The sequence below is a fragment of the Streptomyces sp. NPDC091289 genome (assembly GCF_044757365.1).
GTDB lineage: Bacteria > Actinomycetota > Actinomycetes > Streptomycetales > Streptomycetaceae > Streptomyces.
Window position 1 is genome coordinate 190738 of record NZ_JBIVUT010000009.1, and the last position, 24840, is coordinate 215577.

The window sequence follows — 24840 nt, forward strand, 5'->3', positions numbered from 1 at the left end:
GGAGAAGAACCGAAGAATCACAGAAGAACGAAAAGCCGAAAAGCCGACGGTCCGACCAGGCGACGAGGCGAAATGCGGATGCGCCGACGAGCTCGCCACGGGCACTCTGACGCCATGGACGAACGTCGCACCGTCAAGGTGTCCAAGTACCTCTCGAAGCATCTGCGGCACCAGCCGGAGCACATCGGCCTCACCCTCGACGAGAACGGCTGGGTGGCGGTCGAGGAGCTGCTGCGCGCCGCGGCCCGGCACGGGTTCGCCTTCTCCCGCGCCGAGCTCGACCACGTCGTCGCCGCCAACGACAAGCGCCGCTTCACCGTCGAAAGCGGCGGCGCGGGAGGCGTCGGGGGCGACCGCATCCGCGCCAATCAGGGCCACACCGTCACCGTCGACCTGGACCTGCCGCCGGCCGAGCCGCCCGCGTACCTCTACCACGGCACGGTGGCCCGGGTGATGGACGCGATCCGGGCCGAGGGCCTGCGCCCCATGGCCCGCCACCATGTCCACCTGTCGCCCGACCGGGAGACGGCCACCCGGGTCGGCGCCCGCCGCGGCCGCCCCCTCGTCCTCACCGTGGACGCGGGCGCGATGCACCGCGCCGGCCATGTCTTCCGGGTCAGCGCCAACGGGGTCTGGCTCACCGACGCCGTACCCCCGCGGTTCCTGCTCCTGCGCGACTGAGCGGGACGTATCTCAGGGGCTGCCGGGGGCGCCCGAGGACTTACGCCAGTTGCGCGGGCGCCTCGGTCGCGATGCGCTCGAAGACCTTCGGGTCGACGTCGAAGACCGAGTCCGGCACGGGGGCGTGGACGACGATCTCGGTGAAGCCCAGCTCCGCGTGGCGCCCCGCGAAGTCGACGAAGGCGTCCACGGACTCCAGCGGAGCGGTGCGGTCCGGCGTGAAGCCGGTCAGCAGGATCCGGTCCAGCTCGGCGGCGTCCCGGCCGATCTCCGCGCACGCGGCCGTGAGCTTCTCGCCCTGCGCCCGCAGCGCGGCCCGCGACTCCTCCGGGGTGCCGTTCTCGTACAGCTTGGGGTCGCCGGTGGTGACCCAGGCCTGCCCGTGGCGGGCGGCGAGCCGCAGGCCGCGCGGCCCGGTCGCGGCGACCGCGAAGGGCAGCCGGGGGCGCTGGACGCAGCCGGGGATGTTGCGGGCCTCCTCCGCGGCGTAGTGCGTGCCGCGCTCGGTCACCGCGTCCTCGGTGAGCAGCCGGTCCAGGAGAGGCACGAACTCCGCGAAGCGGTCGGCGCGTTCGCGCGGGGTCCACGCCTCCTGGCCCAGCGCGGTGGCGTCGAACCCGTTGCCCCCGGCGCCGATGCCGAGGGTGATCCGGCCGCCCGAGATGTCGTCCAGGGAGATCAGCTCCTTGGCGAGCGTCACCGGGTGGCGGAAGTTCGGCGAGGTCACGAGGGTGCCCAGCCGCAGGCGTTCGGTGGCCGTCGCCGCGGCCGTCAGCGTCGGGACCGCCCCGAACCATGGCCCGTCCCGGAAGGTCCGCCAGGAGAGATGGTCGTACGTGTACGCGGCGTGGAAACCGAGCTCTTCGGCCCGCTGCCAGATCTTCTGCCCTTCGGCCCACCGGTGGATGGGGAGGATCACCGTGCTCAGACGCATGCCCCCGACGATACGCGGGCTTCCCACCACCACGGTTACGCCGCTGTGCCGCCGGAACGGTCACCGAAGCGGAGTCGTACCATCGGTGGGTTTGTTCGAACAGCTGAAGTCCGTTCGCGAGGGGGAATGTTCATGACCGGCGACACCAGCCGGACGCGAACCGACGGCTGCGACGACCAGGCCGGCGACCGCGACCAGTCCGACAGCTGCGTCCAGGACAACGACCGCGACCCGGCCGACGACCGTGCCCGGGCCGACCGGCGGGGCCGGATACTGGTCTGGTCCGTGGTCGCGATCGTGCTCGCGACCGGTGCCGGGCTGTGGGCCACGGACGGCTGGCCGTTCCGGGCCCGCTACTGCTGGGGGGCGTGGTACGAGAACAGCGGCCCGTTCTTCCTGAGCGAGGGCGCGGTGGCCGAGCCGGAAGCCCGGCGCGAAAGCACCCGGTCGGGGTCTCCCTCGGCCGGTGCGACGGAACAGGCGACCTGTGATGTGACCGTCACGTCGCCCCTCGCGCCGCGGGGAGAAGCGGTCGAGATCAAGGAGCGCGTCTCGCTGGCGATCGGCCCCGTTCCGGCCGGGGCCAAGGCCCGCCGTGCGTGGATGGCCCCCTATTTCGACCGTTCCGCCTCGCCGTTGCCCGACGGCCTGGAGGGTTTCGTGGGGCAGGACAGAGCGCTGCTGGTCCTCCCCGAGACGTGTGACGTCGGCGGAAGGCCCTCGGCGGTGACGATCCGCGGCGCGCGGTGGCAGCAGGACGACGGCGAGGAGTCGGCCGATCCCTTTCCGATCGGTTCGCCGGACCAGGTCACCGATCTGTTGGTGAAGGCCGCCGACGCCGGCATGGAGGAAGCGGACTGCGCGCCGGACGAGCCGTTGCGTGCGACATCGCCGCTCGTGCCGGTGGACGGCCCCCCGGAGTCGGCCCGCGAGCACATGGACGTATGCCGTGTCTCCGGGATGCGCTTCGCTTTCGCCCGCGACCATTTCCCCGAATGGCATGCGGGCGCGGTCGCGGGGAAACTCCGGACGTGTTCCGTGACGACCGGCCCGGCTGACGCCGCTCAGATGCCGATGGCGCAGTACGCGATGGTCTCGTCCCCACGGCTGGCCGCCCTGTTCGACGGGCTGCCGGAAGGGGTGGACCAGGGGGTGCTGCGGGCCGTGTGCAAGGGCAGGCCCACGGTGTTCTACGGCAACGTCGACGCGTCGGTCGCCGGCGAGGCGGTGCCGGACGCCACAACGGTATTCACCCACTTCATGAAGGCCGCGGCCGCACGCAGCGAATGCCCCGACGCGGGCAGGGCGAACAGAGGAAACACGTGATGGCCGGTATCGACGAGAACGAGAACGAGAACGACGTCGAGAACGACAACGCCCCGGCGCGACGCTCCCGGTTGGGGAGACTCCTGCGCAACCGCACAGCCCGCACCGCCACCGTCGCCGGCCTGATCGGCGCACTGCTCGGCGCCGGCATCGTGGCCTGGCAGACGGACACCCTGCCGCTCGTCGGACCCCGGCCCTGCTGGGACTCCCTCGACGACTCCGCCATGACGGCTCTCTTCGCCGACCGCAGGACCGAGGTCGAGGAACAGATCCTGCGGCCCGACCCGCAGGGCGACAGGCTCATGTACGGGAGCTGCCGGATCACGAGCTACCGCACGGACGACGGCGACGAGAGGGCCGCCCGGCAGGTGACCGTGCACGTCCGCAGGCTGGACTCGCTCTTCGGCACCGACAGCCACAAGTGGCCCGCGGAATTCCTCGCCGCGAACATGGCGCCGCTGGGGGACGACCTGCCCGGCATGGCTTCGGGCGCACGCGCCTGGATAGCCCTGCCGCAGAGCTGCACCGGAGGCGGGGACAGCGGCCCGGCCGTGATCGACGCGGGACAGGGCCAGGCGGGTCTGGATCTCGACTCGGCGTACGACCCGGGCGAGCGGGCCGCGCTCGCCCGCACGGTGGTGGCGGTGGCGAACGGCGTCATGCGTGACTTCGACTGCTCCGGCTCCTACCCCGCTCCCGGAGAACTGGCCGAACCCGTCGACTGGGAAGACGCCGATCCCCGGGCGTTCTGCGGGATCAAGGGGTTCGCCCTGCCCGCCCACCGCAAGGTGCTGACCACCACGCGCACGGTGGCCGGTGACGGCGGACCCGCCCGGGTCTGCGAGGCCTCCTACGACCGTGGCCGGGCGTCCGCACGGTTCACGACCGTGGTCGAACCGCTCACCGCGAACATCTTCTCGGGCGACCTGCTCCACGGCGGCCCCCGGATCAAGGGCACCAAGGGGTACGGAACGTTCAACGCCACCCGCGCCGTCTACCGGGCCTCCTGCCAGAGCGGGCCCGTGGTGTTCATGGTGGAGCGGCTGAAGAACACAGGACCCGTCTCCTCCCTCACCCGTGACCTCCTGCCCGCCTATGTCGCCGCCGAGGCCCGGCGGATCGGCTGCGGCCCCGAGAAGGTCACCCTGCCGAAGGGGTGACTCACCCGCCCCGAAAACCCTTGGCATATGCCACAGGCCCTTTCTGCTGATCAGGGGCGTACGCACTCACATGTGCGCCCCTCCGCACGCCCGTGCACCTTCGTGGGCGAGAATGGGCCGGTGACCTCAGCGACCGATGCGCCTCTTCCCGCCGTGACCCGGCTGATCGCCACCGACCTCGACGGCACCCTGCTGCGTGACGACAAGACACTGTCCGCGCGCACGGTCGCGGCCCTCGCGGCGGCCGAGGAGGCCGGGATCGAGGTCTTCTTCGTCACCGGCAGGCCGGCCCGCTGGATGGACGTCGTCCGGGACCACGTCCAGAGCCATGGAACGGCGATCTGCGCCAACGGCGCCGTGGTCACCGATCTACGGACGGACGGCGATCTGCTCTCCGTACGGGCGCTGGAGCGGGACGCAGCCCTGTACGTCGTGCGCACCCTGCGCGAGGCGGCTCCCGGCACCTCCTTCGCCGTCGAGATGACCACCGGCATCAATTACGAACCGGCCTACCCGCCCTTCCACCTGGACCCGGGAGCCACGGTGGCCGTCGCCGAGAAGCTGCTGCACGAGGACGCCCCAGGCGTCGGCGCGCCGGTCCTCAAGCTGCTGGCCCACCACGGCGAACTGGCCCCCGACGCTTTCCTCGCCCTGGCCCGTACGGCGGCCGGCGACCGGGCCGCCTTCACCCGCTCCAGCCCCTCCGCGCTCCTGGAGGTCAGCGGGCTCGGCGTCTCCAAGGCCACCACGCTCGCCGCCTGTTGTGCCGAGCGCGGCATCGCACCCGCCGAGGTGGTCGCCTTCGGCGACATGCCCAACGACATCGAGATGCTCGGCTGGGCCGGGGCCTCCTTCGCGATGGGCAACGCCCACCCGGACGCGGTCGCCGCCGCCTCGGGCCAAACCGCCACCAACGAGGAGGACGGGGTCGCGGTCGTCATCGAGCGGATCCTCGCCGCCCGGGCGGAGACCCGCTGAAACGCCTCTGCTGAACGACTCTGCTGAAACCTTTCGGCAGACCTGACCGGAGAGCCCGCTCCGCCGTCCTCACAGCGGGGCCTCCCACACCACCGTCGTACCGCCGCCGTCCTCCCCGATCCCCGGTTCGATCCGGCTCGACCCGCCCAGGGACTCGGCGCGGCGGGCCAGGTTGCGCAGTCCGCTGCGGCGGCCGCCCTCCGGGATGCCCACCCCGTCGTCGGCGACCGAGAGACGCACCGCCCCCCGCCCGTCCGGCAGGGTCACCGTCGCGTCGACGACCACATCGATCAGCGAAGCCCCCGCGTGCCGGAACGCGTTGGAGAGGGCCTCGCGCAGCGCGGCGACCAGGTTCTTGCCGGTCAGCTCGCCGACGAGCGCGTCCACCGGGCCCAGAAAGCGGTGCGCGGGCTTGAAGCCGAGCGGGACGGCCGCCATGTTGATCTCCCGCAGGACCCGGGTGCGCAGCCCCGAGGGGGCTTCGGCCGGTTCCTGCTGGAGCGCGAAGATGGCCGTACGGATCTCCTGGATCGTCACGTCCAGCTCGTCGACCGCCCGGCCGACACCGGTCCGCACCTCGGGCACCACCGACCGGCGCTGGGCGCTCTCCAGCATCATCCCGGTCGCGAACAGCCGCTGGATGACCAGGTCGTGGAGGTCGCGGGCGATCCGGTCGCGGTCCTCGTACACCGCGAGCCGCTCCCGGTCCCGCTGCGCCTCGGCCATCATCAGCGCCAGCGCCGCCTGGGAGGCGAACTGGGTGGCGAGCGTCCGCTCGCTCTCCGTGAACGGGCGCGCGCCCCGGGACCGGGGAGTGGCCAGCGCGCCGAGCACCCGGCCACCGCTGTGGAGCGGCAGCATCATGCTGGGTCCGAACCGGCCGGCCAGTCTGGTCATCATCCGGCTGTCGGTGGCCGAGTCGTCGATGAACACCGCCTCGCCCGCGAGCAGTTTCGCCACCACCGGGCTCCGGGCCGGGATGATCACCCCGAGCGAGGAGGAGGGGTCGTCGGACGATACGGCGACGATCTCCAGACCGCCCTCCTCGGCGGGCAGCAGCACGATCCCGGCGGCGGAGTCGGCGAGCCTGCGGGCCTGTTCGGCGACCACGGACAGCGCCTCGTCGGCGTCCCCGCCCGACAGGAGCGCCGTGGTGACCGCGACCGAACCGTCGATCCAGTGCTCCCGCTGCCGCGCCGCCTCGTACAGCCGGGCGTTGCCGATGGCGATCCCGGCCTCCGTGGCGAGCACCCGGACCATATGGAGGTCGTAGTCGCTGAATTCCGCGCCGTTCTGTTTCTCGGTCAGATAGAGGTTGCCGAAGATCTCCCCCTGGACCCGGATGGGCACCCCCAGGAAGGTCCGCATCCGGGGATGTCCCGCCGGGAATCCCGCGGAGCGGGGATCGGTGGACAGATCGGCCAGCCGGACCGGGGCGGGGTCGTGGATCAGCGCGCCGAGCAGCCCCCGGTGGCCGTCGGGCCGCCGCCCGATCTCCTCGGCCACCTCCTGCGGAACGCCGTACGTGACGAAGTCCGAGAGGCCCTCGCCCAGCTCGTCGACGACACCGATGGCGGCGTACCGGGCGTGGGCGAGCTCGGCGGCCGTCTCGCAGATCCGGTCCAGGGTGGAGTGCAGTTCCAGCCCCGCGCCGACGGAACGCATCGCCTCCAGGAGCTGCGGCACCCGCGCGGTCAGCTCGGTGGACAGCCCCTGGAGGCTGCGGGTGGCCCGGGTGGCGGCGTCGAGGGAGTCCTTCGGGTCGGGCTCTGCCATGGCCCGAGCCTAGTTAGTGCCGATAGGGGGCGAAAGTCGAGAATGTGCTCGATGGCCGGAAGACGGTCGGTCCGTCGGCCGGCGGGGGCCCGGGGCCGCTGTGGTCCTCACACCCCCACCGTCTCCCGTTCGCGCTCCAGCATCCGGCGCAGCGGCCCGTCCTCGGCGGCGAGTTCGGCGTACGGTCCGCGCTGCACGACCCGGCCCGCGTCCAGCACCAGCACCTCGTCGACCGCCTCCAGGCCGGTCAGCCGGTGGGTGATCAGGACCGTCGCGCGGCCCCGGGTCACGTCCAGCAGATCGGCGGTGAGGGCGTCGGCGGTCGGCAGGTCGAGGTGTTCGGCCGGCTCGTCCAGGACGAGTACCGGGAAGCCCGCGAGCAGTGCGCGGGCCAGGGCGAGCCGCTGGCGCTGGCCGCCGGAGAGCCGCGCGCCGTGCTCGCCCACCGGGGTGTCGAGCGCCTGCGGCAGGGCCAGCACCCAGTCCAGGAGCCGGGCCCGGGAGAGCGCGTCGCGCAGTTCGGCGTCGGTCGCCCCGGGCCGGGCGAGGCGCAGGTTCTCGCGGATCGTGCTGTCGAAGACGTGCGCGTCCTGGGCGCACAGCCCCACCGAGCGCCGGACCGTGTCCGACTCCAGGGCCGCCGCCTCGACACCGCCGAGCCGGTACGTCCCCGACGAGGCGTCCAGGAAGCGCAGGAGGACCTGGGCCAGCGTCGTCTTGCCCGAGCCGGAGGGGCCCACGACCGCGATACGCCGTCCGGGCGTCAGCGTCAGGTCGAGCGAGGACAGGGCGTCCCGCGCCGCGCCCGGGTAGCGGGCGCTCAGCCCCCGTACCTCCAGCGGGAAGGGGGAGGCGGGCGCCTCGGCGGGGGCCAGGGGCTCCTGTACGGGCACGGGGGCGTCCAGCACCTCGAACACCCGCTCCGCGCTCCGGGCGACGCGCTGGCGGTACTGCACGGCGAGCGGCAGCCCGGTGACGGCCTCGAAGGCGGCGAGCGGGGTCAGCACCACCACGGCGAGCGCGACCCCGGACAGCCGGCCGTCGTGCACGGCCGGGACGGCGACGAGCGCGGCGGCCACCACGGTGAGCCCGCAGACCAGGGCGGACAGACCGCCGCCCAGTGCCGTCGCGGCGGCCGCGCGGGAGGCGATCCGGGTCAGCAGCGTGTCGGCCGTGCGCAGCCGCGCCTGCCGGGCGGGCAGCGCTCCCGCGACGGTCAGTTCGGCGGTGGAGCCGAGGAGGTCGGCGACCCGGGTGGCCAGGGCGGCGCGGGCCGGGGCGAGCTGACGTTCCGTACGGCGGGCGCAGGCCCCGCTGACGAGCGGCACGCCGACCCCGGCGACCAGCAGCCCGACCGCCAGGATCGCGCCCGCCTCCGGGAGCAGCCAGCCGGTGAACCCGGCGGCCGCGGTGCCCACCGCGAGGGCGGTCCCGGCGGGCAGCAGCCAGCGCAGCCAGTAGTCCTGGAGCGCGTCCACATCGGCGACGAGCCGGGACAGCAGATCGCCGCGTCGCGTGGTGCGCAGTCCGGCGGGAGCGATGCGTTCGAGGCCCCGGTAGACGGAGACGCGCAGATCGGCGAGGAGCTTCAGGACGGCGTCGTGGGAGACGAGCCGCTCGGCGTAGCGGAAGACCGCCCGGCCGATGCCGAAGGCGCGGGTCGCGGTGACCGCCATCATCAAGTACATGACCGGCGGCTCTTCGGAGGCGCGGGAGATCAGCCAGCCGGAGACCGCCATGAGCCCCACGGCCGACCCGACGGCCAGGCTGCCCAGCAGCAGGGCCAGGGTCAGCCGGCCGCGCTGCGCCCCGGCGGACGCGCGGACCCGGGCGAGCACCCGTCCGGAGCGGCTGCCGGTCGTCCCAAGGGTGGCGAGTGCCTCCGCCCGGCGGGCGTCCAGGAGTTCACCCCCGGCGAGCGGCTGCGGGACGGCCGGTCCGGCGGCTCCCGGGCCGGGGGCCGCCGCCGCGGGCCCCGTGGGAACGCCGGTACGCGGCTCCAGCGTCACCACCCGGTCGGCGACCGCCAGCAGGGCCGGGCGGTGGACGACCAGCAGCACGGTCCGTCCGGCGGCCAGCCGCCGTACGGCGTCGACGATGCCCGCCTCGCTCTCGCCGTCCAGGCTCGCGGTCGGCTCGTCCAGCAGCAGGAGCGGCCGGTCGGCGAGGAACGCGCGGGCGAGGGCGAGGCGCTGGCGCTGGCCCGCGGAGAGCCCGGCGCCGTCCTCGCCCAGCGCTGTCCGCATCCCGTCGGGCAGCGCCGCGACGAAGTCGTACGCGCCCGCGTCCCGCAACGCCGCGAGGACCGCCTCGTCATCGGCGACGGGCCGGGCGAGGCGGACGTTCTCGGCGATCGTGTCCGCGAAGAGGTGGGGTCGCTGGGGGACCCAGGCGATCCGGCTCCGCCAGCGGTCCGGGTCCAGCTCCGCGAGGTCCTGGCCCCCGACCCGTACGCGCCCCTCGTCGGGCCGGGCGAAGCCGAGGACCACGTTCAGCAGGGTGGACTTGCCGACCCCGCTCGGGCCGACCAGGGCGACGGTCTCCCCCGGCTCCACGGTGAGCGACGCGGCGTCCAACGAGGGTTCGGCGCGGCCCTCGTGGCGTACGGTCACGTCCGCCAGCTCCAGCCGCAGTTCGTCCGGGACGTCCCGGGTGCCCGGGGCCGGCGGTTCGGTCTCCAGGACCGCGAAGATCTCCTCGGCGGCCGAGAGGCCCTCGGCCGCCGCGTGGTACTGCGCCCCGACCTGGCGGATCGGCAGATACGCCTCCGGGGCCAGGATCAGGACCACCAGACCGGTGTAGAGGTCGAGTTCGCCGTGGACGAGCCGCATGCCGATGGTGACGGCGACGAGGGCCACCGACAGGGTCGCCAGCAGCTCCAGGGCGAAGGAGGACAGGAAGGCGATCCGCAGGGTGCGCAGGGTGGCCCGGCGATAGTCGGAGGTGATCGTGCGGATCGACGCGGCCTGGGCCTTGGCCCGCCCGAAGACCTTCAGGGTCGGCAGCCCGGCGACGACGTCCAGGAAGTGCCCGGAGAGCCGGGACAGCAGTTGCCACTGACGGTCCATCCGGGACTGGGTGGCCCAGCCGATCAGGATCATGAAGAGCGGGATGAGCGGCAGGGTGACGACGATGATCGCCGCCGACACCCAGTCCTCGGTGACGATCCGGGCGAGCACCGCCACCGGCACGACGACCGCGAGGCCGAGCTGCGGGAGATAGCGGGCGAAGTAGTCGTCGAGCGCGTCGATCCCCCGGGTCGCCAGGGCGACGAGCGAACCGGTGCGCTGTCCGTTCAGCCAGTCGGGGCCCAGCTGTGCGGCCCGCTCCAGGAGCCGGCCGCGCAGCTCGGACTTGACGGCCGCGCTGGCGCGATGGGCCGCCAGTTCGGTGAGCCAGGCGACCAGAGCCCGCCCGACGGCGACGGCGGCGAGCAGCAGCAGAGGGGTGCGCAGCGCGGTGACCGTGAGTCCGCCCTCGAAACCGCCCACCACGATCTCGGCGATGAGCATCGCCTGGGCGATCACCAGCAGGGCGCCGACCAGGCCGAGAGCGACCACGGCCGCCAGGAAGAGGCGGGTGGCCCGGGCGTGGTGGAGCAGACGCGGATCGATCGGTTTCACGTGAAACATCCCCCCGGCGGGGTCGGTGAGCTCTGCGGGATCGAGAGCTGCCGCGGGCCTCGCGGGCCCGCGGCAGCTCACCGGAGTCAGTGCGCGTCGGCGATGTGCTGGGTGCCGATGCGCTTGCGGAAGACCCAGTAGGTCCAGCTCTGGTAGAGCAGCACGATGGGCGTGGCGATGCCCGCGCACCAGGTCATGATCTTGAGCGTGTACGGGCTGGACGAGGCGTTGGTGACCGTGAGGTTCCAGGCGTCGTTCAGCGAGGACGGCATGACGTTCGGGAAGAGCGTCAGGAAGAGCATCGCGACCGCCGCCGCGATCGTCACGCCCGAGAACGCGAACGACCAGCCCTCGCGGCCCTTGGCGATGGCCCCGATGGCGGCCAGGAGCGCCACCACCGCCACGACCAGGGCGCCCAGGCTCCAGCCGTTCCCGTTGTCGGCCTGGGTCCAGAGCAGGAAGCCCAGCGCCAGCACCGCGGTGACCGGCCCCAGCTTCAGGGCCAGCGCGCGGGCCCGGACCCGGATGTCGCCCGCCGTCTTGAGGCCGGCGAACACCGCCCCGTGGAAGGTGAACAGGGTGAGGGTGACGAGGCCGCCGAGGATCGCGTACGGGTTGAGGAGATCCCAGAAATTGCCGACGTACTCCATGTCGGCGTCGATCTTCACGCCCCGCACGATGTTCCCGAACGCCACGCCCCACAGCACCGCCGGGATCAGCGAGGTCCAGAAGATCGCGGTCTCCCAGTTGGTCTGCCACCGCTCCTCGGACCGCTTGGCGCGGTACTCGAAGGCGACACCGCGCACGATCAGGCAGAACAGGATGATCAGCAGCGGCAGATAGAAGCCGGAGAAGAGGGTGGCGTACCACTCGGGGAAGGCGGCGAAGGTCGCGCCGCCCGCGGTGAGCAGCCAGACCTCGTTGCCGTCCCAGACGGGCCCGATGGTGTTGATCAGGACCCGGCGCTCCTTGCGGTCGCGGGCCAGCAGCTTGGTGAGGACCCCGATGCCGAAGTCGAATCCCTCCAGGAAGAAGTAGCCGGTCCAGAGGACGGCGATGAGCACGAACCAGACGTCGTGGAGTTCCATCTCTCAGCTCCTGTGCTCAGTACGAGAAGGCCATCGGCCGGTCGGCGTCGTCTTCGTCGTGCCCGCCGATCTTCGTGGGCGGGTTGAGGTCGTCCTCGGTGAGTTCCGGCGGCCCGGCCTTGATGTACTTCACGAGCAGCTTCACCTCGATCACGGCGAGCACCGCGTAGAGCAGGGTGAAGACGATCATCGAGGTGAGGACCTCGCCCTGCGAGACGCCGGGGGAGACCCCGGCGCGGGTCTGGAGCACGCCGTAGACGACCCACGGCTGGCGGCCCATCTCGGTGAAGATCCAGCCCCAGGAGTTGGCGATCAGCGGGAAGAGCAGCGTCCAGAGCGCGACGACCCAGTAGAGCTTGGTGAGTCTCGGGCTCAGCGCCTTGTTCCGGAACAGGACCAGATGCGGCACCTCGTCCTCACCGGTCCGCAGCGCCGGTGGCAGCAGGAACTTCTTCCGGGTCAGCCAGAGCCCCAGCAGGCCGAGTCCGAAGGAGGCCATCCCGAAGCCGATCATCCACCGGAAGCTCCAGAACGCGACCGGGATGTTGGGGCGGTAGTCGCCGGGCCCGTACTTCTCCTGCGAGTCCTTGTTGATGTCGTTGATGCCGGGGACATACGAGTTCGGGTCGTTGTTGGCGAGGAAGGACAGTATTCCGGGTAGCGAGATCTCCACGGAGTTGTGGCCCTCGCTGACGTCCCCGTACGCGAAGATCGAGAACGGCGCCCGCTCCTGACCGTCCCACAGGGCCTCGGCGGCGGCCATCTTCATCGGCTGCTGCCGGAACATGACCTTGGCCAGGCTGTCGCCGCTGACGGCGGTGAGCAGTCCGGCGACCACGACGGTGATCAGGCCCAGCCGCAACGAGGTCCGCATCACCGGGATGTGCTTCTTGCGCGCCAGGTGGAACGCGGCGATGCCGACCATGAAGGCCCCGCCGACCAGGAACGCCGCCGTGATGGTGTGGAAGAACTGGGTGACCGCGGTGTCCTGGGTGAGCACCCGCCAGAAGTCGGTGAGCTCGGCGCGGCCGCGCTCCTCGTTGATCCGGTAGCCGACCGGGTGCTGCATCCAGGAGTTGGCCGCCAGGATGAAGTAGGCGGAGAGGATGGTGCCGATCGAGACCATCCACATGCAGGCGAGGTGGATCTTCTTCGGGAGCTTGTCCCAGCCGAAGATCCACAGCCCGATGAAGGTGGACTCGAAGAAGAAGGCGATCAGCGCCTCGAAGGCGAGCGGTGCGCCGAAGATGTCGCCGACGAAGCGCGAGTAGTCGGACCAGTTCATGCCGAACTGGAACTCCTGGACGATGCCCGTGACGACGCCCATGGCGATGTTGATCAGGAACAGCTTGCCCCAGAACTTGGTCGCCCTGAGGTACTTCTCGTTCTCCGTCCGCACCCAGGCGGTCTGCAGGCCGGCGGTGAGCGCGGCGAGCGAGATCGTCAGGGGGACGAAGAGGAAGTGGTAGACGGTGGTAATGCCGAACTGCCATCGCGCCAGGGTCTCCGGCGCCAGAGCTAGGTCCACGTCGTCAGTCTCCTTACATCGCCGTGGTCACACCGGCACTATGCCCCTTTGATCCCACCGATCACGGGAGGAAGCGGGGCACGCTTGTGAACGCGTTCACATTCACAAGCAATTATGGCGCACACACTTTCGGAGCCTTCGCCGGGGGTACCCCTTTTCGGCCCCGGACCGTGTGCACGGCCCCCGCCGCCCACGCAAAGGGCCCCGGACCTCGTCGATCGAGGTCCGGGGCCACCCGGTCGTACAGGCGCCACAGCGCCGCAGGGCCGGCGGAGGCTCTACAGCTCCGCGCGGAACGCCTCCGCCGCCTTCAGGAACAGATCGTTGCCCTCGTCCTCGCCGATCGAGACCCGCACGCCCTCGCCCGCGAACGGCCGCACGACCACACCGGCCCGCTCACAGGCCCGCGCGAAGTCGAGGGTCCGCTCGCCGAGCCGCAGCCAGACGAAGTTCGCGTGCGACTCCGGCACCGTCCAGCCCTGGCGCACCAGCTCCGCGCTCACCCGGGTGCGCTCGGCGACCAGTGAGCCGACCCGGCCCAGCAGTTCGTCCTCGGCACGGAGCGAGGCCACGGCCGCGTCCTGGGCGAGCTGGCTCACCCCGAAGGGGACGGCGGTCTTGCGCAGCGCGGCGGCCACCGGCTCGTGCGCCACCGCGAAGCCGACCCGCAGCCCGGCCAGACCGTACGCCTTGGAGAAGGTCCGCAGCACCGCCACATTGGGCCGGTCCCGGTAGATCTCGATGCCGTCCGGCACATCGGCGTCGCGGATGAACTCCTTGTACGCCTCGTCGAGCACCACCAGCACATCGCTCGGCACCCGGTCGAGGAACCGTTCCAGCTCGGCCCGGCGCACCACCGTGCCGGTGGGGTTGTTGGGGTTGCAGACGAAGATCAGCCGGGTCCGGTCGGTGATCGCGTCCGCCATCGCGTCGAGGTCGTGCACATCGCCGTCGGTCAGCGGGACCTTCACCGAGGTCGCACCGCTGACCTGGGTGATGATCGGGTACGCCTCGAAGGACCGCCAGGCGTAGATGACCTCGTCGCCGGGCCCGGAGGTGGCCTGGAGCAGCTGCTGGGCCACGCCCACGGAGCCCGTTCCGGTGGCGATGTGCGAGAGCGGCACACCGAAACGGTCGGCCAGCTCGTTCATCAGGCCGGTGCACGCCATGTCCGGGTAGCGGTTGAAGTTCCCCGCGGCGGCGAGCGCCGACTCCAGTACACCCGGCAGCGGCGGATAGGGGTTCTCGTTGGAGGACAGCTTGTACGCGACCGGTCCGCCGGCCGCCGCCGGCTTGCCCGGCACATAGGCGGGAACGCCGTCCAGCTCGGCGCGCAGCTTGGGGCTCTTCTCGCTCACCGCAGGTCCTCCTCGACCGTCCGTTCACAGCAATACTGCACACCTTATGAGGATTGGGCCCCGCTGCGAATGGCCCGAGCGGGAAATCGACCGCAGTGCCCGGGAATGGGACCTAGCGCGGGGCCGGTGCGAGGGCCCCGCCGGGGGGAGTGCTCCCCGTTCCGGCGCGCGCCGGTGGCTCGCGCCGTGGCGCGCGTCCCCCGAAGTGGTGAGTTGAGACCTCTTCGAGACATCGCACATTCGGCAGGCTGCCACCCTTCAGCACCTGAAACACGTATGCAATACCGCCCAACTCCCTTGCATTAAAAGGAATCTGATGGGTAGTGACCTTGCAGAAACGTGCCTGTCAACGTGCGCATATGCGACCGGACCGACCACCCCTCGGAGCCCTACTATCGGCTCGCCATGACAGCAGCAGGGAAGCACCAGGTGAGCCGGACGGAGACACCCCGGCGCAGCGGCCGGCCAGGACGGGCGGGGATCCGTGATGTGGCCGCCGCGGCCGGAGTCTCGATCACGACCGTCTCCGACGCGCTCAACGGCAAGGGCAGGCTCCCGGACGCCACCCGCCGCCATGTCCGCGAGGTCGCCGAGCGCCTGGGCTACCGCCCGTCCGCCGCGGCCCGAACCCTCCGTACGGGCAAGTCGGGTCTGATCGGCCTGACCGTGACCACGTACGGGAATGAACCTTTCACCTTCACCGAATTCGCGTACTTCGCGGAGATGGCGAGAGCCGCGACCTCCGCGGCGCTCGCCCGCGGCTACGCCCTCGTCATCCTCCCCGCCACCTCCCGGCACGACGTCTGGTCGAACGTCGCGCTCGACGGGACCGTCGTCATCGACCCCTCCGACCAGGACCCGGTCGTCACCGAACTCGTCCGCCAGGGGCTGCCCGTCGTCTCGGACGGCCGCCCGGCCGGGACGCTCCCCGTCACCGCCTGGGTCGACAACGACCACCGGGCCGCCGTGCTCGACCTCCTCGACCATCTCGCCGCCGCCGGAGCCCGCCGTATCGGCCTGCTGACCGGCAACACCACCGACACGTACACCCGGCTGTCCACCACCGCCTACCTCCACTGGTGCGAGCGGGTCGGCCAGGATCCCGTCTACGAGTCCTACCCGGCCCACGACCCCTGCGCGGGGGCGGTCGCCGCCGACCGGCTGCTCGCCCGCCCGGACCGCCCCGACGCGGTCTACGGGCTCTTCGACCCCAATGGGACCGATCTCCTCGCCGCGGCCCGCCGCTACGGGCTGCGGGTCCCCGAGGACCTGCTGCTGGTCTGCTGCAGCGAGTCCACCGTGTACGCGGCCACCGAGCCGCCCATCACGACGCTCTCGCTGAAGCCCCGCCGCATCGGCACGGCCGTCGTCCAGCTCCTCATCGACGCCATCGAAGGGGTCGAACACGACGGTCCCGTGGAGCAGGTCATACCGACGGAGCTCATCGTCCGGACCTCCTCGCAACGCCGTCCACCGCGCACCACGGTCAGCGCGCCGCGCTCCCCCAGCGGGGATTGATCGGCTCTTTTCGGACCAATCGGCCGGTGAACCGTACGTGCGCCCGGATTCACCACCCCTGGTGCGTCACACAGATCGATCCGCATTCCTATGATGGGCGCACGACACCGCGGACCACCTCTACCAGGCAGGGCCCGTCAGGTGTACGGCGGCGCGACGGTGGTGGAGGGGTCGATGACTCAGGGGGCCGGTCAGGAACCCGTGGTGCGGACGGCGACGTTGCGTGACTTCCGGGTTCCGCCGTATGCGCAGACACCCGTGCCACCGCAGGCACAGGTAGCACCTCCTTCCCCGGTGCCGCCGCGTGCGCCGGAACCGAACCCTCCGGCGCCGGGAGCCGCCGCACCACCGGCGCCGGGCGGCGCCGTGCCGCCGCGGGCTCCCGCGCCGCCCCGGCTGCCGCACCCCGGCAACGCCGTCGTGGGCGACGAGCAGCCGGACGGCTACACACCGACCGAGCGGGACCTCCCGGTCATCCGCCGCGGCGACACCGTCCAGGTGCAGACCGTTCCCGAGCCGGCCCCCGTCCCCGAGGACGGGCTGGGCCCGCTCTACGTCGTCGGCGACGTCCACGGCTATCTGAACGAACTGCTGGCCGCCCTCGGCGAGCAGGGCCTCATCGACGCCGACGGGAACTGGGCCGCGGGCAACGCCCGGCTGTGGTTCCTCGGCGACTTCACCGACCGCGGACCCGACGGCATCGGGGTCATCGACCTCGTCATGCGGCTCTCCGCCGAGGCGGCGGCGGCCGGCGGCTACTGCAAGGCCCTGATGGGCAACCACGAACTGCTGCTGCTCGGCGCCAAGCGGTTCGCCGACACCCCCGTCAACTCCGGGGCCGGTACCGCCACCTTCCAGGCCGCCTGGCTGCTCAACGGCGGCCAGAAGACCGATATGGAGCGCCTCCAGGACGTCCACCTCCAGTGGATGTCCCGGCTCGACGCGGTCGTCGAGGAGGACGGGCATCTGCTGATGCACTCCGACACGACGGCCTATCTCGACTACGGGTCCACCATCGAGGACGTCAACGACAGGATCACAGCCATTCTCACGCGTAACGACGCGGACGAGTGCTGGGACCTGTTCCGCAAGCTCACCAAGCGGTTCGCCTTCCGGGACGAGGGCGGCGCCGACGCGGTGCGCGAGCTGATGGCCACGTACGGCGGACAGCGCGTCGTCCATGGTCACAGCCCCATTCCGTACCTCCTGGGCGAGGTCGGCACGGAGGACGGCGAGGACAGCACGGGGCCCGTGATCAACGGCCCGCACGTGTACGCGGACGGCCTCGCCATCGCCATGGACGGCGGAGTGACCATGGCCGGAAAGCTGCTGGTGGTACAACTCCCGCTGCATGACTGACCGTCGGCGGGGAAGGCGCTTCAGGTTCCGCCCGCACCGACCTCGCCGATCATCGGGCCCGTCACCGGGCCCAATTCTGGAAACACCCTGTCACCCCGTGCCGTGAGCGCTCTACCATCGGCGTATCAGTGGCAGGCTCTCCTCCGTTTCCGTCCGATCGCCCGGTCCACGCGGGCAGCCGGGCACCGACGGAGCATCGGGGGATGCAGATGACAAGCGCTCCGCACCTGCTGGCCGAGGACGGACCCGAGTACGAGCGGATCCTGGGCGACGCACTGCGCCACGCTCATGAACGCCCGGACCTGGAGGGCGTCGGGGACCGGCTCAACACCGAACAGCTGCGCACGATGGCGCTCAGCGCCACGGCGCTGATCACCGCGGCCGCGGCCACCGAGTACGAGCACTACGTCAAGGCCCGGGCCGAACTGCGCCGGACGTCGGCGACCGCCGAAGGTCCCGACGGGATCCCGGCCGTGGACGGGCCGCAGAGCACAGCGGCCGGTTCAGGAGCCGGCATAGGAGCGGTCATCACGGTCCTGACCCCGCTGCTCGCCGGCACCGCGGCCGTCATCTTCCTGCTCGTCGGCTACCTGCTGAAGGCGGTCAGCCCCTCGGTGGCCTTCGGCAACTCGATGGTCGCGGCCGGGTGGTTCTTCGCCGCGGTCGCCGCCGCCGCGATCCTGGTCGCGGCCGTCGGGCTGCTCGTCACCGCGCTCCGCAACGGCACGACGTCCCTGGCCGCCGAGGACGAGGAGCAGGAGCTTCCGGAGGAGGTCGCGCGGGCCAGGGAGGCCTGGCGCCACGCCCTGCTGGAGCGCGGCATCCTCCCGTTCCTCCGGGACGCCCTGGCCGACCCGACCGCGGGACCCGCCGCGCGGACCCCGCACCGTTCGCCCAACCGCATCCCGAGGATGGGCTACAGCAGGCCGGACTTCTCCGGCCCGGACGAAGGCCCGGCGGCAGGCCCCCGGCCGACCTTCACCAGCCCCGATTTCACCAGCCCGGACTTCGGCGGCCCGGACCACCAGCCGGACTGACACCGGCACGGCCTCCGCTTCCGTTTTCAGCCACGGCCCCGGACACACCGCGGGCCGGGGCGGCAAGTGCCGCGCCCGGCCCGGGGGATGCTCCGGAATGACCGGAGCGGTGGATCAGATGCCCTGCGGAGCCAGCTTCGGGTTGACGCCGTACTGGTTCGTCTCCGGCTTGCCCTCCGAGGCGAGGAAGACGATCAGGATGATGAAGCCGACCAGCGGGACGAGCGCGATCAGCAGCCACCAGCCCGAGCGACCGGTGTCGTGCAGGCGGCGCACGCCGACCGCGAGCGCCGGAATGAGGATCGCGACGGCGTAGATGTAGGACAGGAAGTCCGTGCCGATCAGGCCACCGATGATCGAAAGCACCAGGCTGATGACGAAGCTGATGAGCGCGAACATCCAGTACTCCTTGCGGCGCGCACGTCCGCTGAAGCCTGCGTAGTTCTTGAGTACTGCCAGGTACCAGTCCATGGTGATTCCCTCCCCGGGCCCTTGTTCAAGGGCCGCCAATTTTCGGCCAAGCTAGCCGGAAAGTAAGCCACAGATAAGGAAAGGGTCAAGCGCAGGTGAGCTGGGGGCCAAACGTACATACAGCTGCCACACGACTGTGTCCATACTGTCGCTTAACAAGTCAGCAAACCATGTCAAACAACCGTTAATCGGCTGTAGTTACCCTGTAAGCCATGGAACGCCCCGAGGCTCCTGGCCGCCGCTCAGGCCTCGGTGCCGCGCGATCACGCCTGCGGACGGTCGGAGGCCGCGGCGGGCCCGGTGGCCAGGAGAGCCTCGCCCGTCGCGTACAGCTCGATCAGCAGCGGCCGGAGCGCCCGGCCGGCTCCGGTCAGGGTGTAGCGGGTACGGACGGGAAATCCGCGCCGGCGCTCCACCGACAGCAGGCCACGCTCGCGCAGTTCCCGGAGGCGCTGGCTGAGAACCTTCGCCGACAGATCCGGCAGCCGCTCCCTCAGCTCGGAGAACCCGAGCGGACCGCCCATGAGTTCACGCAGCACGAGGGTGGTCCAGCGGCCCGACACCGCGGCGAGGGCCACCTCGACCGGGCAGTCCGGCTCGGGACGGGACGTGCGGCCACGGGCGGTCGGCGCCAGTTCCCGGTCGCCGGCCGCGTGGGTATCCGTTGGGTGACTCTCGTGGACGGACGGTTCACTGACGGCATGACGCATTCCACCAGTGTGCAACTGACCACCGTCGCCACCGAACACCCGTACGTCCTGGAGCGGGCGTTCAACACCTTCGACCCCGAGAGCGTCGACCGGCTGTACGAGGCCGACGCGCTGTTCGTGCCCCGGCCCGGCCACCCCACGGCCGGCCCCGGCCGGCTGCCGGCCCACCGGGACTTCCTCGCGCTGCGCGTGCCGATCCGGGTGACTCCGCGCCACACCTACGTCTCCGGCGACCTGGCACTCCTGATCGTCGACTGGGTGGTGGAGGGCAGGGCGGCACACGGCGGCCAGGTCCGGATCGCGGGAACGGCGACGGACGTCGCCCGCCGGGGACCCGACGGATTCTGGCGCTACGTCATCGACAACCCGTTCGGCACGGCGGACGAGCCGGACCCGGCGGACACGCCCCCGGAGCAGCCCCGACAGGGATCCGGCCGCCGCGGACGGGCGGCGGCCGGGGCGGGTCAGTCGGCGATGGGCAGGTAGACCCGGTTGCCGGCGGCCGCGAACTCCTTCGACTTCTCGGCCATGCCCTCCTCGATCTCCTCCTGCGAGCCGCCGTGCTGACGCCGGATGTCCTGGGAGATCTTCATCGAGCAGAACTTCGGCCCGCACATCGAGCAGAAGTGCGCCGTCTTCGCCGGTTCGGCGGGCAGCGTCTCGTCGTGGAACTCCCGTGCCGTGTCCGGGTCGAGAGCCAGATTGAACTGGTCCTCCCACCGGAACTCGAACCGCGCGTCGGACAGCGCGTCGTCCCACTCCTGCGCGCCCGGGTGCCCCTTGGCCAGGTCGGCCGCGTGGGCGGCGATCTTGTAGGTGATCACGCCCGTCTTCACGTCGTCCCGGTTGGGCAGCCCCAGGTGCTCCTTGGGCGTGACGTAGCAGAGCATCGCCGTTCCCCACCAGGCGATCATCGCGGCGCCGATACCGGAGGTGATGTGGTCGTAGGCGGGTGCGACGTCCGTGGTCAGCGGGCCGAGCGTGTAGAACGGCGCCTCCTCGCAGATCTCCTGCTGGAGGTCGATGTTCTCCTTGATCTTGTGCATCGGGACATGCCCCGGGCCCTCGATCATGGTCTGGACGCCGAGCCGCTTGGCGATCGTGTTCAGCTCGCCCAGCGTGCGCAGCTCGGCGAACTGCGCCTCGTCGTTGGCGTCCGCGATCGAGCCGGGGCGCAGCCCGTCGCCGAGCGAGTAGGTGACGTCGTACGTCGCGAGGATCTCGCAGAGCTCCTCGAAGTGCTCGTAGAGGAACGACTCCTTGTGGTGCGCGAGACACCAGGCCGCCATGATCGAGCCGCCGCGCGAGACGATCCCGGTCTTGCGGCGGGCCGTCAGCGGGACGTACGGCAGGCGCACGCCGGCGTGCACCGTCATGTAGTCGACGCCCTGCTCGGCCTGCTCGATGACGGTGTCCTTGTAGATCTCCCAGGTCAGCTCCTCGGCCCGGCCGTCGACCTTCTCCAGGGCCTGGTAGAGCGGGACGGTGCCGATCGGCACGGGGGAGTTGCGCAGCACCCATTCACGGGTGGTGTGGATGTTGCGGCCGGTGGACAGGTCCATGACCGTGTCGGCGCCCCACTTCGTCGCCCAGGTCATCTTGTCCACCTCCTCCTCGATGGAGGAGGTGACGGCCGAGTTGCCGATGTTGGCGTTGACCTTCACCAGGAACCGCTTGCCGATGATCATCGGCTCGATCTCGGGGTGGTTGACGTTGGCGGGCAGCACGGCCCGGCCCGCCGCGATCTCCTCGCGGACGACCTCGGCCGCCACGTTCTCCCGGATCGCCACGTACTCCATCTCCGGGGTGATCTCCCCCCGCCGGGCGTACGCGAGCTGGGTGACGGGACGCCCGTCGCGGCTGCGGCGCGGCTGGCGCGGGCGGCCGGGGAACACGGCGTCGAGGTTGCGCAGTCCGCCGCGCGGCGAGGTGTGCTTGAGCCCGTCGTCCTCGGGGCGGACCGGGCGGCCCGCGTACTCGGCGGTGTCGCCGCGGGCGATGATCCAGTTCTCCCGCAGGGGCGCGAGGCCGCGGCGGACATCGGTGTCGATTCCGGGATCGGTGTACGGCCCCGACGTGTCGTACAGCGTCACGTCCTTGCCGTTGGTGAGGTGCACCTGTCGGACCGGCACCCGGAGGTCCGGGCGCGAGCCCTGGACGTACCCCTTGTGCCAGCCGATGGACTTCCCGGCCTCGTCGTTCGGCGTCCCGTCGGTGCCGGGCCCGTCGTTCTGTTTCGAGGCAGGCGTGCGTGCGTCCGCTGTGGTCATGAGACCTACTCCCTACGCCGGCATTACCCGGTAACAGGTTCGGCGGTCGGCGCAGCGTGTCCCGTACGGATGTACGGCGATCAGCGCCCTCTCAGCCCGGTGCTCCGAGCTCCCGCGTGTGCAAAGGTGCCTCCACGCTAGCGTCCTTTCCGGCGAGCTGACCAGAGGGCCCTCCTGTTCTTGCGATGATCGCCCCGTGACCTCCCCCCAAAACGACCCCGCACCCCAGCCGCCGGCCGCGGGCCACAGCCACGGCCACACGCACAGCCACGGGCCGGCCGCCCCGGTCTCCCGGCATCTGCGCAAGGTCATCGCCGCCGTGCTGATCCCGTTCGCGACGGCGGTCGTCGTCGGCCTGATCGCGTTCTGGCCGGGCGGCGTGCCCGACCATGAGCGCACCGGCGTCGGATTCGACCGGCAGACCCACGACGGCAAGGTCGTCCAGGTCGACAAGGTCGACTGCGCGGACGTCAACGCCGCGCAGGTGCCCCCGACCGGCGACACCTCCACGCCCTCGGGCCGGGAGGCGGTCAACGAGCAGGAGGGGGAGTGCGCGAAGGCCACCATCGAGGTGACCAGTGGCAACGACAAGGGCCGTAAGTTCGTCGAGGTGGTCCAGCCGGACGCGCCCCGGCAGCTGAAGGAGGGTCAGGGCGTGGTCGTGGCGTACGCCCCCGACGCGCCGCGCGATCTCCAGTACTCCGTGACCGACGTGGACCGGAAGATTCCGATGGCGCTGCTGGCCGCGATCTTCGCGCTGGCGGTGGTCGCGGTGGGCAGGCTCCGCGGGGTGATGGCGCTGGTGGCGCTGGTCGTGTCGTTCGCCGTGCTGACGCTGTTCATCCTGCCGGCGATCCTGCAGGGCTCGAACCCGCTGGTCGTGGCGGTGATCGGAGCCAGCGCGATCATGCTGGCGGCCCTCTATCTCTGCCACGGGGTGACGGCCCGTACGTCGGTCGCGGTCGTCGGCACACTGATCTCGCTGCTGCTGATCGGGCTGCTGGGCTCGCTGTTCATCGGCTGGGCGAGCCTCAGCGGCAACACCGACGACAACACCGGCCTCATCCACGGTCTCTACCCGGACATCGATATGAGCGGTCTGCTGCTGGCCGGCGTCATCATCGGTTCGCTCGGGGTGCTCGACGATGTGACGGTCACCCAGACCTCGGCCGTCTGGGAACTGCACCAGGCGGACCCGCAGATGGGTTGGAAGGGGCTGTACCGGGCAGGTATCCGGATCGGAAGGGACCATATCGCCTCGGTGGTCAACACCCTGGTGCTGGCGTACGCGGGCGCGGCGCTGCCGCTGCTGCTGCTCTTCTCCATCGCCCAGAGCAGTGTGGGGACGGTGGCCAACAGCGAGCTGGTCGCCGAGGAGATCGTCCGCACGCTGGTCGGGTCGATCGGCCTGGTCGCCTCGGTGCCGGTGACCACGGTGCTCGCCGCGCTGGTCGTCTCCGCGGACCGTCCGGGGCGCGGCGGCGCACAGGCGGCCACGGCCGCGCCCGCGCGGTCCGGCCGGGGCCGTCGTCGCAGGAAGGGATGACGGGCCGCCGGGGCCGGGTCCACCCGGTCAGCCGGCGTTCTGCTCCTCGGCGAGGATGCGGCCGAGCGCATCCTCCAGGTTCCCGTCGAAGTCACCCAGCGTGTGCTCCTGACCGAGCGGCACGAGCTTGTCCGTCCGGTCGAGAAACGCCACGAGCGGTGCCGTGCCCGCTCGGAACAGCGCACGGTCCTCGCCGACCTGGAGCCGGATGTGCACATCGCTGAGGCCCTCGGGTTCGGTCGGGCCGATGTGCACATCGCCGTCGCCGCTCGGGCTGTTGAGCCCGTCCAGCAGCAGTTCGCGGCCGAACGCCCAGGTCACAGGGGCATCGCCGGGCAGGTGGAACGTCATCCGGATGGCGTACGGATCGCCGACCTCGTACCGGAGCTCCACCGGAATACGGAACGAGAGCTCCTCGGAGACGAGGAAGCTCATCATGACCTCTGCTTGAACCGACTCGCGCATCGTTCAACCCCGCAGTAGATGAAACTGGCCAGGAATGATCCCCCATGGCCCTATTGACGCCATCGTGGTGCACGCGATAGCAGATCACAAGGAGTGATTTTTCAGATACTGATAGAGAACACGAACGAACGCAAGAGGCTGGCGACTTCGCCACGTAGCTGTTCGACTGCGGGCAGCAACCGTTCTTCCCGGTCCAGGGGTACGGAAATGGCCATCGCCGCAATGGTGGCACCGGCTGTGACGGGAATCGCGGCGCACACGGTCCCCAGTGCGTACTCCTGGCGTTCGATGACCGGTTCACCTCGTCGGAGGGTGCGCAGCCGTTCCAGAAGTGTGGCGCGATCTCGCACTGAGTAACGGGTGAGGGGGCGCACGGGGTGCCGGTCGAGGTGGTCCTCGCGGGCCCGCTCGTCGAGTTGGGCGAGCAGACACTGGCCGATGGCGTGCGCGTGGGCGGTCTCCCGGAACGAGGCCCACTCCTCCACCGCCGGGGTGTCGGGAGCGTCCGCGACGGCGATGAGCTCGATCTCGCCGTCGCAGTAGACGGCGCAGTACACCGGGGCTCCGATGACGTCCCGCCAGTGACCGAGGGAGTCGGCGACGGACGCGGGGCGCGGGCGGCTCCTGACGCCGGGGGCGGCGGTCAGGTTCTCGGCTGCCGCGCCGAAGAGGAAGACACCGTTCTCGCGGCGGAGATAGCCCTCGTGGGTGAGGGTCCGCAGCAAGTGGTAGGCGGTCGGCAGCGGTAGCCCCGCCTCACGGGCCAGCTGCTTGGCGGGAGCCCCGTCCCGATGGGTGCCCACAGCCTCCAGCAGCCTCAACGCCCGCTGAACCGAACCGATCAACGTCGGGACAGCGGTGCTCGATGCCGTGGTCAAAGGTCACCCCCAGGCATGGTGACGGGCCGTCGGCCCTCCCGTGGGGGCCGCCCCCACGAGCCTGCCGCGATCCCGAGGACCGGAGGGGACCGGAGATCCGGTGACCCGTGACCGGCGAGGACCGGTCCGGGCGC

At 71.2% G+C, this 24840-nt stretch carries 20 protein-coding genes and 1 riboswitch; of the genes, 9 read left to right on the plus strand and 11 right to left on the minus strand.

Annotated features, from left to right (window positions below; all coding sequences use genetic code 11):
- Positions 1-114 precede the first annotated feature (114 nt).
- The gene (locus tag ACIQPT_RS14260; protein WP_401155834.1) at positions 115-681 is read left to right on the plus strand and encodes an RNA 2'-phosphotransferase; all 567 of its coding nucleotides are present in this window, start codon (positions 115-117) and stop codon (positions 679-681) included.
- Between the two features lie 40 nt (positions 682-721).
- Here the strand turns inward: ACIQPT_RS14260 and ACIQPT_RS14265 are convergent, their stop codons facing one another.
- Positions 722-1615: an LLM class flavin-dependent oxidoreductase gene (locus ACIQPT_RS14265; protein ID WP_401155836.1), complete on the minus strand. Its 894-nt coding sequence runs from the start codon at positions 1613-1615 to the stop codon at positions 722-724.
- Positions 1616-1747: 132 nt separating this feature from the next.
- On the opposite strand from ACIQPT_RS14265, the gene ACIQPT_RS14270 reads away from it, so the two are divergent.
- From ACIQPT_RS14270 to ACIQPT_RS14280, 3 genes are all read left to right on the plus strand, one after another.
- A complete protein-coding gene (locus ACIQPT_RS14270) occupies positions 1748-2941 on the plus strand; it encodes a hypothetical protein (protein ID WP_401155837.1) in 1194 nt (397 codons plus the stop codon).
- Positions 2941-4101: a hypothetical protein gene (locus ACIQPT_RS14275; protein WP_401155839.1), complete on the plus strand. Its 1161-nt coding sequence runs from the start codon at positions 2941-2943 to the stop codon at positions 4099-4101. Before ACIQPT_RS14270 ends, ACIQPT_RS14275 begins: the two co-directional genes overlap by 1 nt.
- A gap of 120 nt (positions 4102-4221) precedes the next feature.
- Positions 4222-5079 carry an HAD hydrolase family protein gene (locus ACIQPT_RS14280; protein WP_401155841.1) on the plus strand — a complete coding sequence of 286 codons (858 nt, stop codon included), beginning with the start codon at positions 4222-4224 and terminating at the stop codon, positions 5077-5079.
- A gap of 69 nt (positions 5080-5148) precedes the next feature.
- Here the strand turns inward: ACIQPT_RS14280 and ACIQPT_RS14285 are convergent, their stop codons facing one another.
- The 5 genes from ACIQPT_RS14285 to hisC all read right to left on the minus strand — a co-directional run bounded on the left by ACIQPT_RS14285 (position 5149) and on the right by hisC (position 14452).
- On the minus strand, positions 5149-6855 hold the full coding sequence (locus ACIQPT_RS14285) for a GAF domain-containing sensor histidine kinase (protein WP_401155843.1): 1707 nt from the start codon (positions 6853-6855) through the stop codon (positions 5149-5151).
- A 107-nt stretch (positions 6856-6962) separates the two neighbouring features.
- Positions 6963-10478 (minus strand): thiol reductant ABC exporter subunit CydD, encoded by a 3516-nt coding sequence (gene cydD, locus ACIQPT_RS14290; protein WP_401155845.1) that lies wholly within the window; start codon positions 10476-10478, stop codon positions 6963-6965.
- Positions 10479-10564: 86 nt separating this feature from the next.
- The gene (gene cydB / locus ACIQPT_RS14295; protein WP_401155847.1) at positions 10565-11566 is read right to left on the minus strand and encodes a cytochrome d ubiquinol oxidase subunit II; all 1002 of its coding nucleotides are present in this window, start codon (positions 11564-11566) and stop codon (positions 10565-10567) included.
- A gap of 16 nt (positions 11567-11582) precedes the next feature.
- Positions 11583-13094, minus strand: a complete 1512-nt coding sequence (locus tag ACIQPT_RS14300; RefSeq protein WP_401155848.1) for a cytochrome ubiquinol oxidase subunit I — start codon at positions 13092-13094, stop codon at positions 11583-11585.
- 278 nt (positions 13095-13372) lie between these two features.
- Positions 13373-14452 carry a histidinol-phosphate transaminase gene (hisC, locus tag ACIQPT_RS14305; protein ID WP_401155850.1) on the minus strand — a complete coding sequence of 360 codons (1080 nt, stop codon included), beginning with the start codon at positions 14450-14452 and terminating at the stop codon, positions 13373-13375.
- A gap of 405 nt (positions 14453-14857) precedes the next feature.
- Between hisC and ACIQPT_RS14310 the strand changes: the two genes are divergently transcribed.
- The 3 genes from ACIQPT_RS14310 to ACIQPT_RS14320 all read left to right on the plus strand — a co-directional run bounded on the left by ACIQPT_RS14310 (position 14858) and on the right by ACIQPT_RS14320 (position 18366).
- Positions 14858-15970, plus strand: coding sequence for a LacI family DNA-binding transcriptional regulator (locus ACIQPT_RS14310; RefSeq protein WP_006126041.1), 1113 nt, complete (start codon positions 14858-14860; stop codon positions 15968-15970).
- 159 nt (positions 15971-16129) lie between these two features.
- Positions 16130-17329, plus strand: a complete 1200-nt coding sequence (locus ACIQPT_RS14315) for a metallophosphoesterase (RefSeq protein ID WP_401155957.1) — start codon at positions 16130-16132, stop codon at positions 17327-17329.
- Positions 17330-17532: 203 nt separating this feature from the next.
- Entirely contained in the window at positions 17533-18366 is an 834-nt protein-coding gene (locus tag ACIQPT_RS14320; RefSeq protein WP_401155852.1) for a hypothetical protein, read from the plus strand.
- A 114-nt stretch (positions 18367-18480) separates the two neighbouring features.
- Here the strand turns inward: ACIQPT_RS14320 and ACIQPT_RS14325 are convergent, their stop codons facing one another.
- Both ACIQPT_RS14325 and ACIQPT_RS14330 read right to left on the minus strand, forming a co-directional pair.
- Positions 18481-18837, minus strand: a complete 357-nt coding sequence (locus ACIQPT_RS14325) for a DUF805 domain-containing protein (RefSeq protein ID WP_401155853.1) — start codon at positions 18835-18837, stop codon at positions 18481-18483.
- A gap of 263 nt (positions 18838-19100) precedes the next feature.
- Positions 19101-19547, minus strand: a complete 447-nt coding sequence (locus ACIQPT_RS14330; RefSeq protein WP_401155855.1) for a winged helix-turn-helix transcriptional regulator — start codon at positions 19545-19547, stop codon at positions 19101-19103.
- Between ACIQPT_RS14330 and ACIQPT_RS14335 the strand changes: the two genes are divergently transcribed.
- A complete protein-coding gene (locus tag ACIQPT_RS14335; protein WP_401155856.1) occupies positions 19539-20033 on the plus strand; it encodes a YybH family protein in 495 nt (164 codons plus the stop codon). The genes ACIQPT_RS14330 and ACIQPT_RS14335 overlap by 9 nt on opposite strands.
- Here the strand turns inward: ACIQPT_RS14335 and thiC are convergent.
- Positions 20012-21817, minus strand: coding sequence for a phosphomethylpyrimidine synthase ThiC (gene thiC, locus ACIQPT_RS14340; protein WP_401155858.1), 1806 nt, complete (start codon positions 21815-21817; stop codon positions 20012-20014). The genes ACIQPT_RS14335 and thiC overlap by 22 nt on opposite strands.
- Positions 21810-21943, minus strand: a riboswitch (TPP riboswitch). It overlaps the preceding gene by 8 nt.
- Positions 21944-22013: 70 nt before the next feature.
- Here thiC and ACIQPT_RS14345 point away from each other — a divergent pair.
- On the plus strand, positions 22014-23363 hold the full coding sequence (locus ACIQPT_RS14345) for a YibE/F family protein (RefSeq protein WP_401155860.1): 1350 nt from the start codon (positions 22014-22016) through the stop codon (positions 23361-23363).
- Positions 23364-23390: 27 nt separating this feature from the next.
- Here the strand turns inward: ACIQPT_RS14345 and ACIQPT_RS14350 are convergent, their stop codons facing one another.
- Entirely contained in the window at positions 23391-23828 is a 438-nt protein-coding gene (locus tag ACIQPT_RS14350; protein WP_401155862.1) for an SsgA family sporulation/cell division regulator, read from the minus strand.
- Between the two features lie 101 nt (positions 23829-23929).
- Positions 23930-24706 carry an IclR family transcriptional regulator gene (locus ACIQPT_RS14355; protein ID WP_401155863.1) on the minus strand — a complete coding sequence of 259 codons (777 nt, stop codon included), beginning with the start codon at positions 24704-24706 and terminating at the stop codon, positions 23930-23932.
- Positions 24707-24840: the final 134 nt, after the last annotated feature.

Bases quoted from the DNA above. Each gene is read 5' to 3' on its own strand.
- ACIQPT_RS14285 (WP_401155843.1), bottom strand. From the start codon at position 6,855: ATGGCAGAGCCCGACCCGAAGGACTCCCTCGACGCCGCCACCCGGGCC.
- ACIQPT_RS14325 (WP_401155853.1), bottom strand. From the start codon at position 18,837: ATGGACTGGTACCTGGCAGTACTCAAGAACTACGCAGGCTTCAGCGGA.
- ACIQPT_RS14265 (WP_401155836.1), bottom strand. From the start codon at position 1,615: ATGCGTCTGAGCACGGTGATCCTCCCCATCCACCGGTGGGCCGAAGGG.
- ACIQPT_RS14270 (WP_401155837.1), top strand. From the start codon at position 1,748: ATGACCGGCGACACCAGCCGGACGCGAACCGACGGCTGCGACGACCAG.
- ACIQPT_RS14330 (WP_401155855.1), bottom strand. From the start codon at position 19,547: ATGCGTCATGCCGTCAGTGAACCGTCCGTCCACGAGAGTCACCCAACG.
- ACIQPT_RS14275 (WP_401155839.1), top strand. From the start codon at position 2,941: ATGGCCGGTATCGACGAGAACGAGAACGAGAACGACGTCGAGAACGAC.
- cydB (WP_401155847.1), bottom strand. From the start codon at position 11,566: ATGGAACTCCACGACGTCTGGTTCGTGCTCATCGCCGTCCTCTGGACC.
- thiC (WP_401155858.1), bottom strand. From the start codon at position 21,817: ATGACCACAGCGGACGCACGCACGCCTGCCTCGAAACAGAACGACGGG.
- ACIQPT_RS14335 (WP_401155856.1), top strand. From the start codon at position 19,539: ATGACGCATTCCACCAGTGTGCAACTGACCACCGTCGCCACCGAACAC.
- ACIQPT_RS14260 (WP_401155834.1), top strand. From the start codon at position 115: ATGGACGAACGTCGCACCGTCAAGGTGTCCAAGTACCTCTCGAAGCAT.
- ACIQPT_RS14350 (WP_401155862.1), bottom strand. From the start codon at position 23,828: ATGCGCGAGTCGGTTCAAGCAGAGGTCATGATGAGCTTCCTCGTCTCC.
- ACIQPT_RS14310 (WP_006126041.1), top strand. From the start codon at position 14,858: ATGACAGCAGCAGGGAAGCACCAGGTGAGCCGGACGGAGACACCCCGG.
- ACIQPT_RS14320 (WP_401155852.1), top strand. From the start codon at position 17,533: ATGCAGATGACAAGCGCTCCGCACCTGCTGGCCGAGGACGGACCCGAG.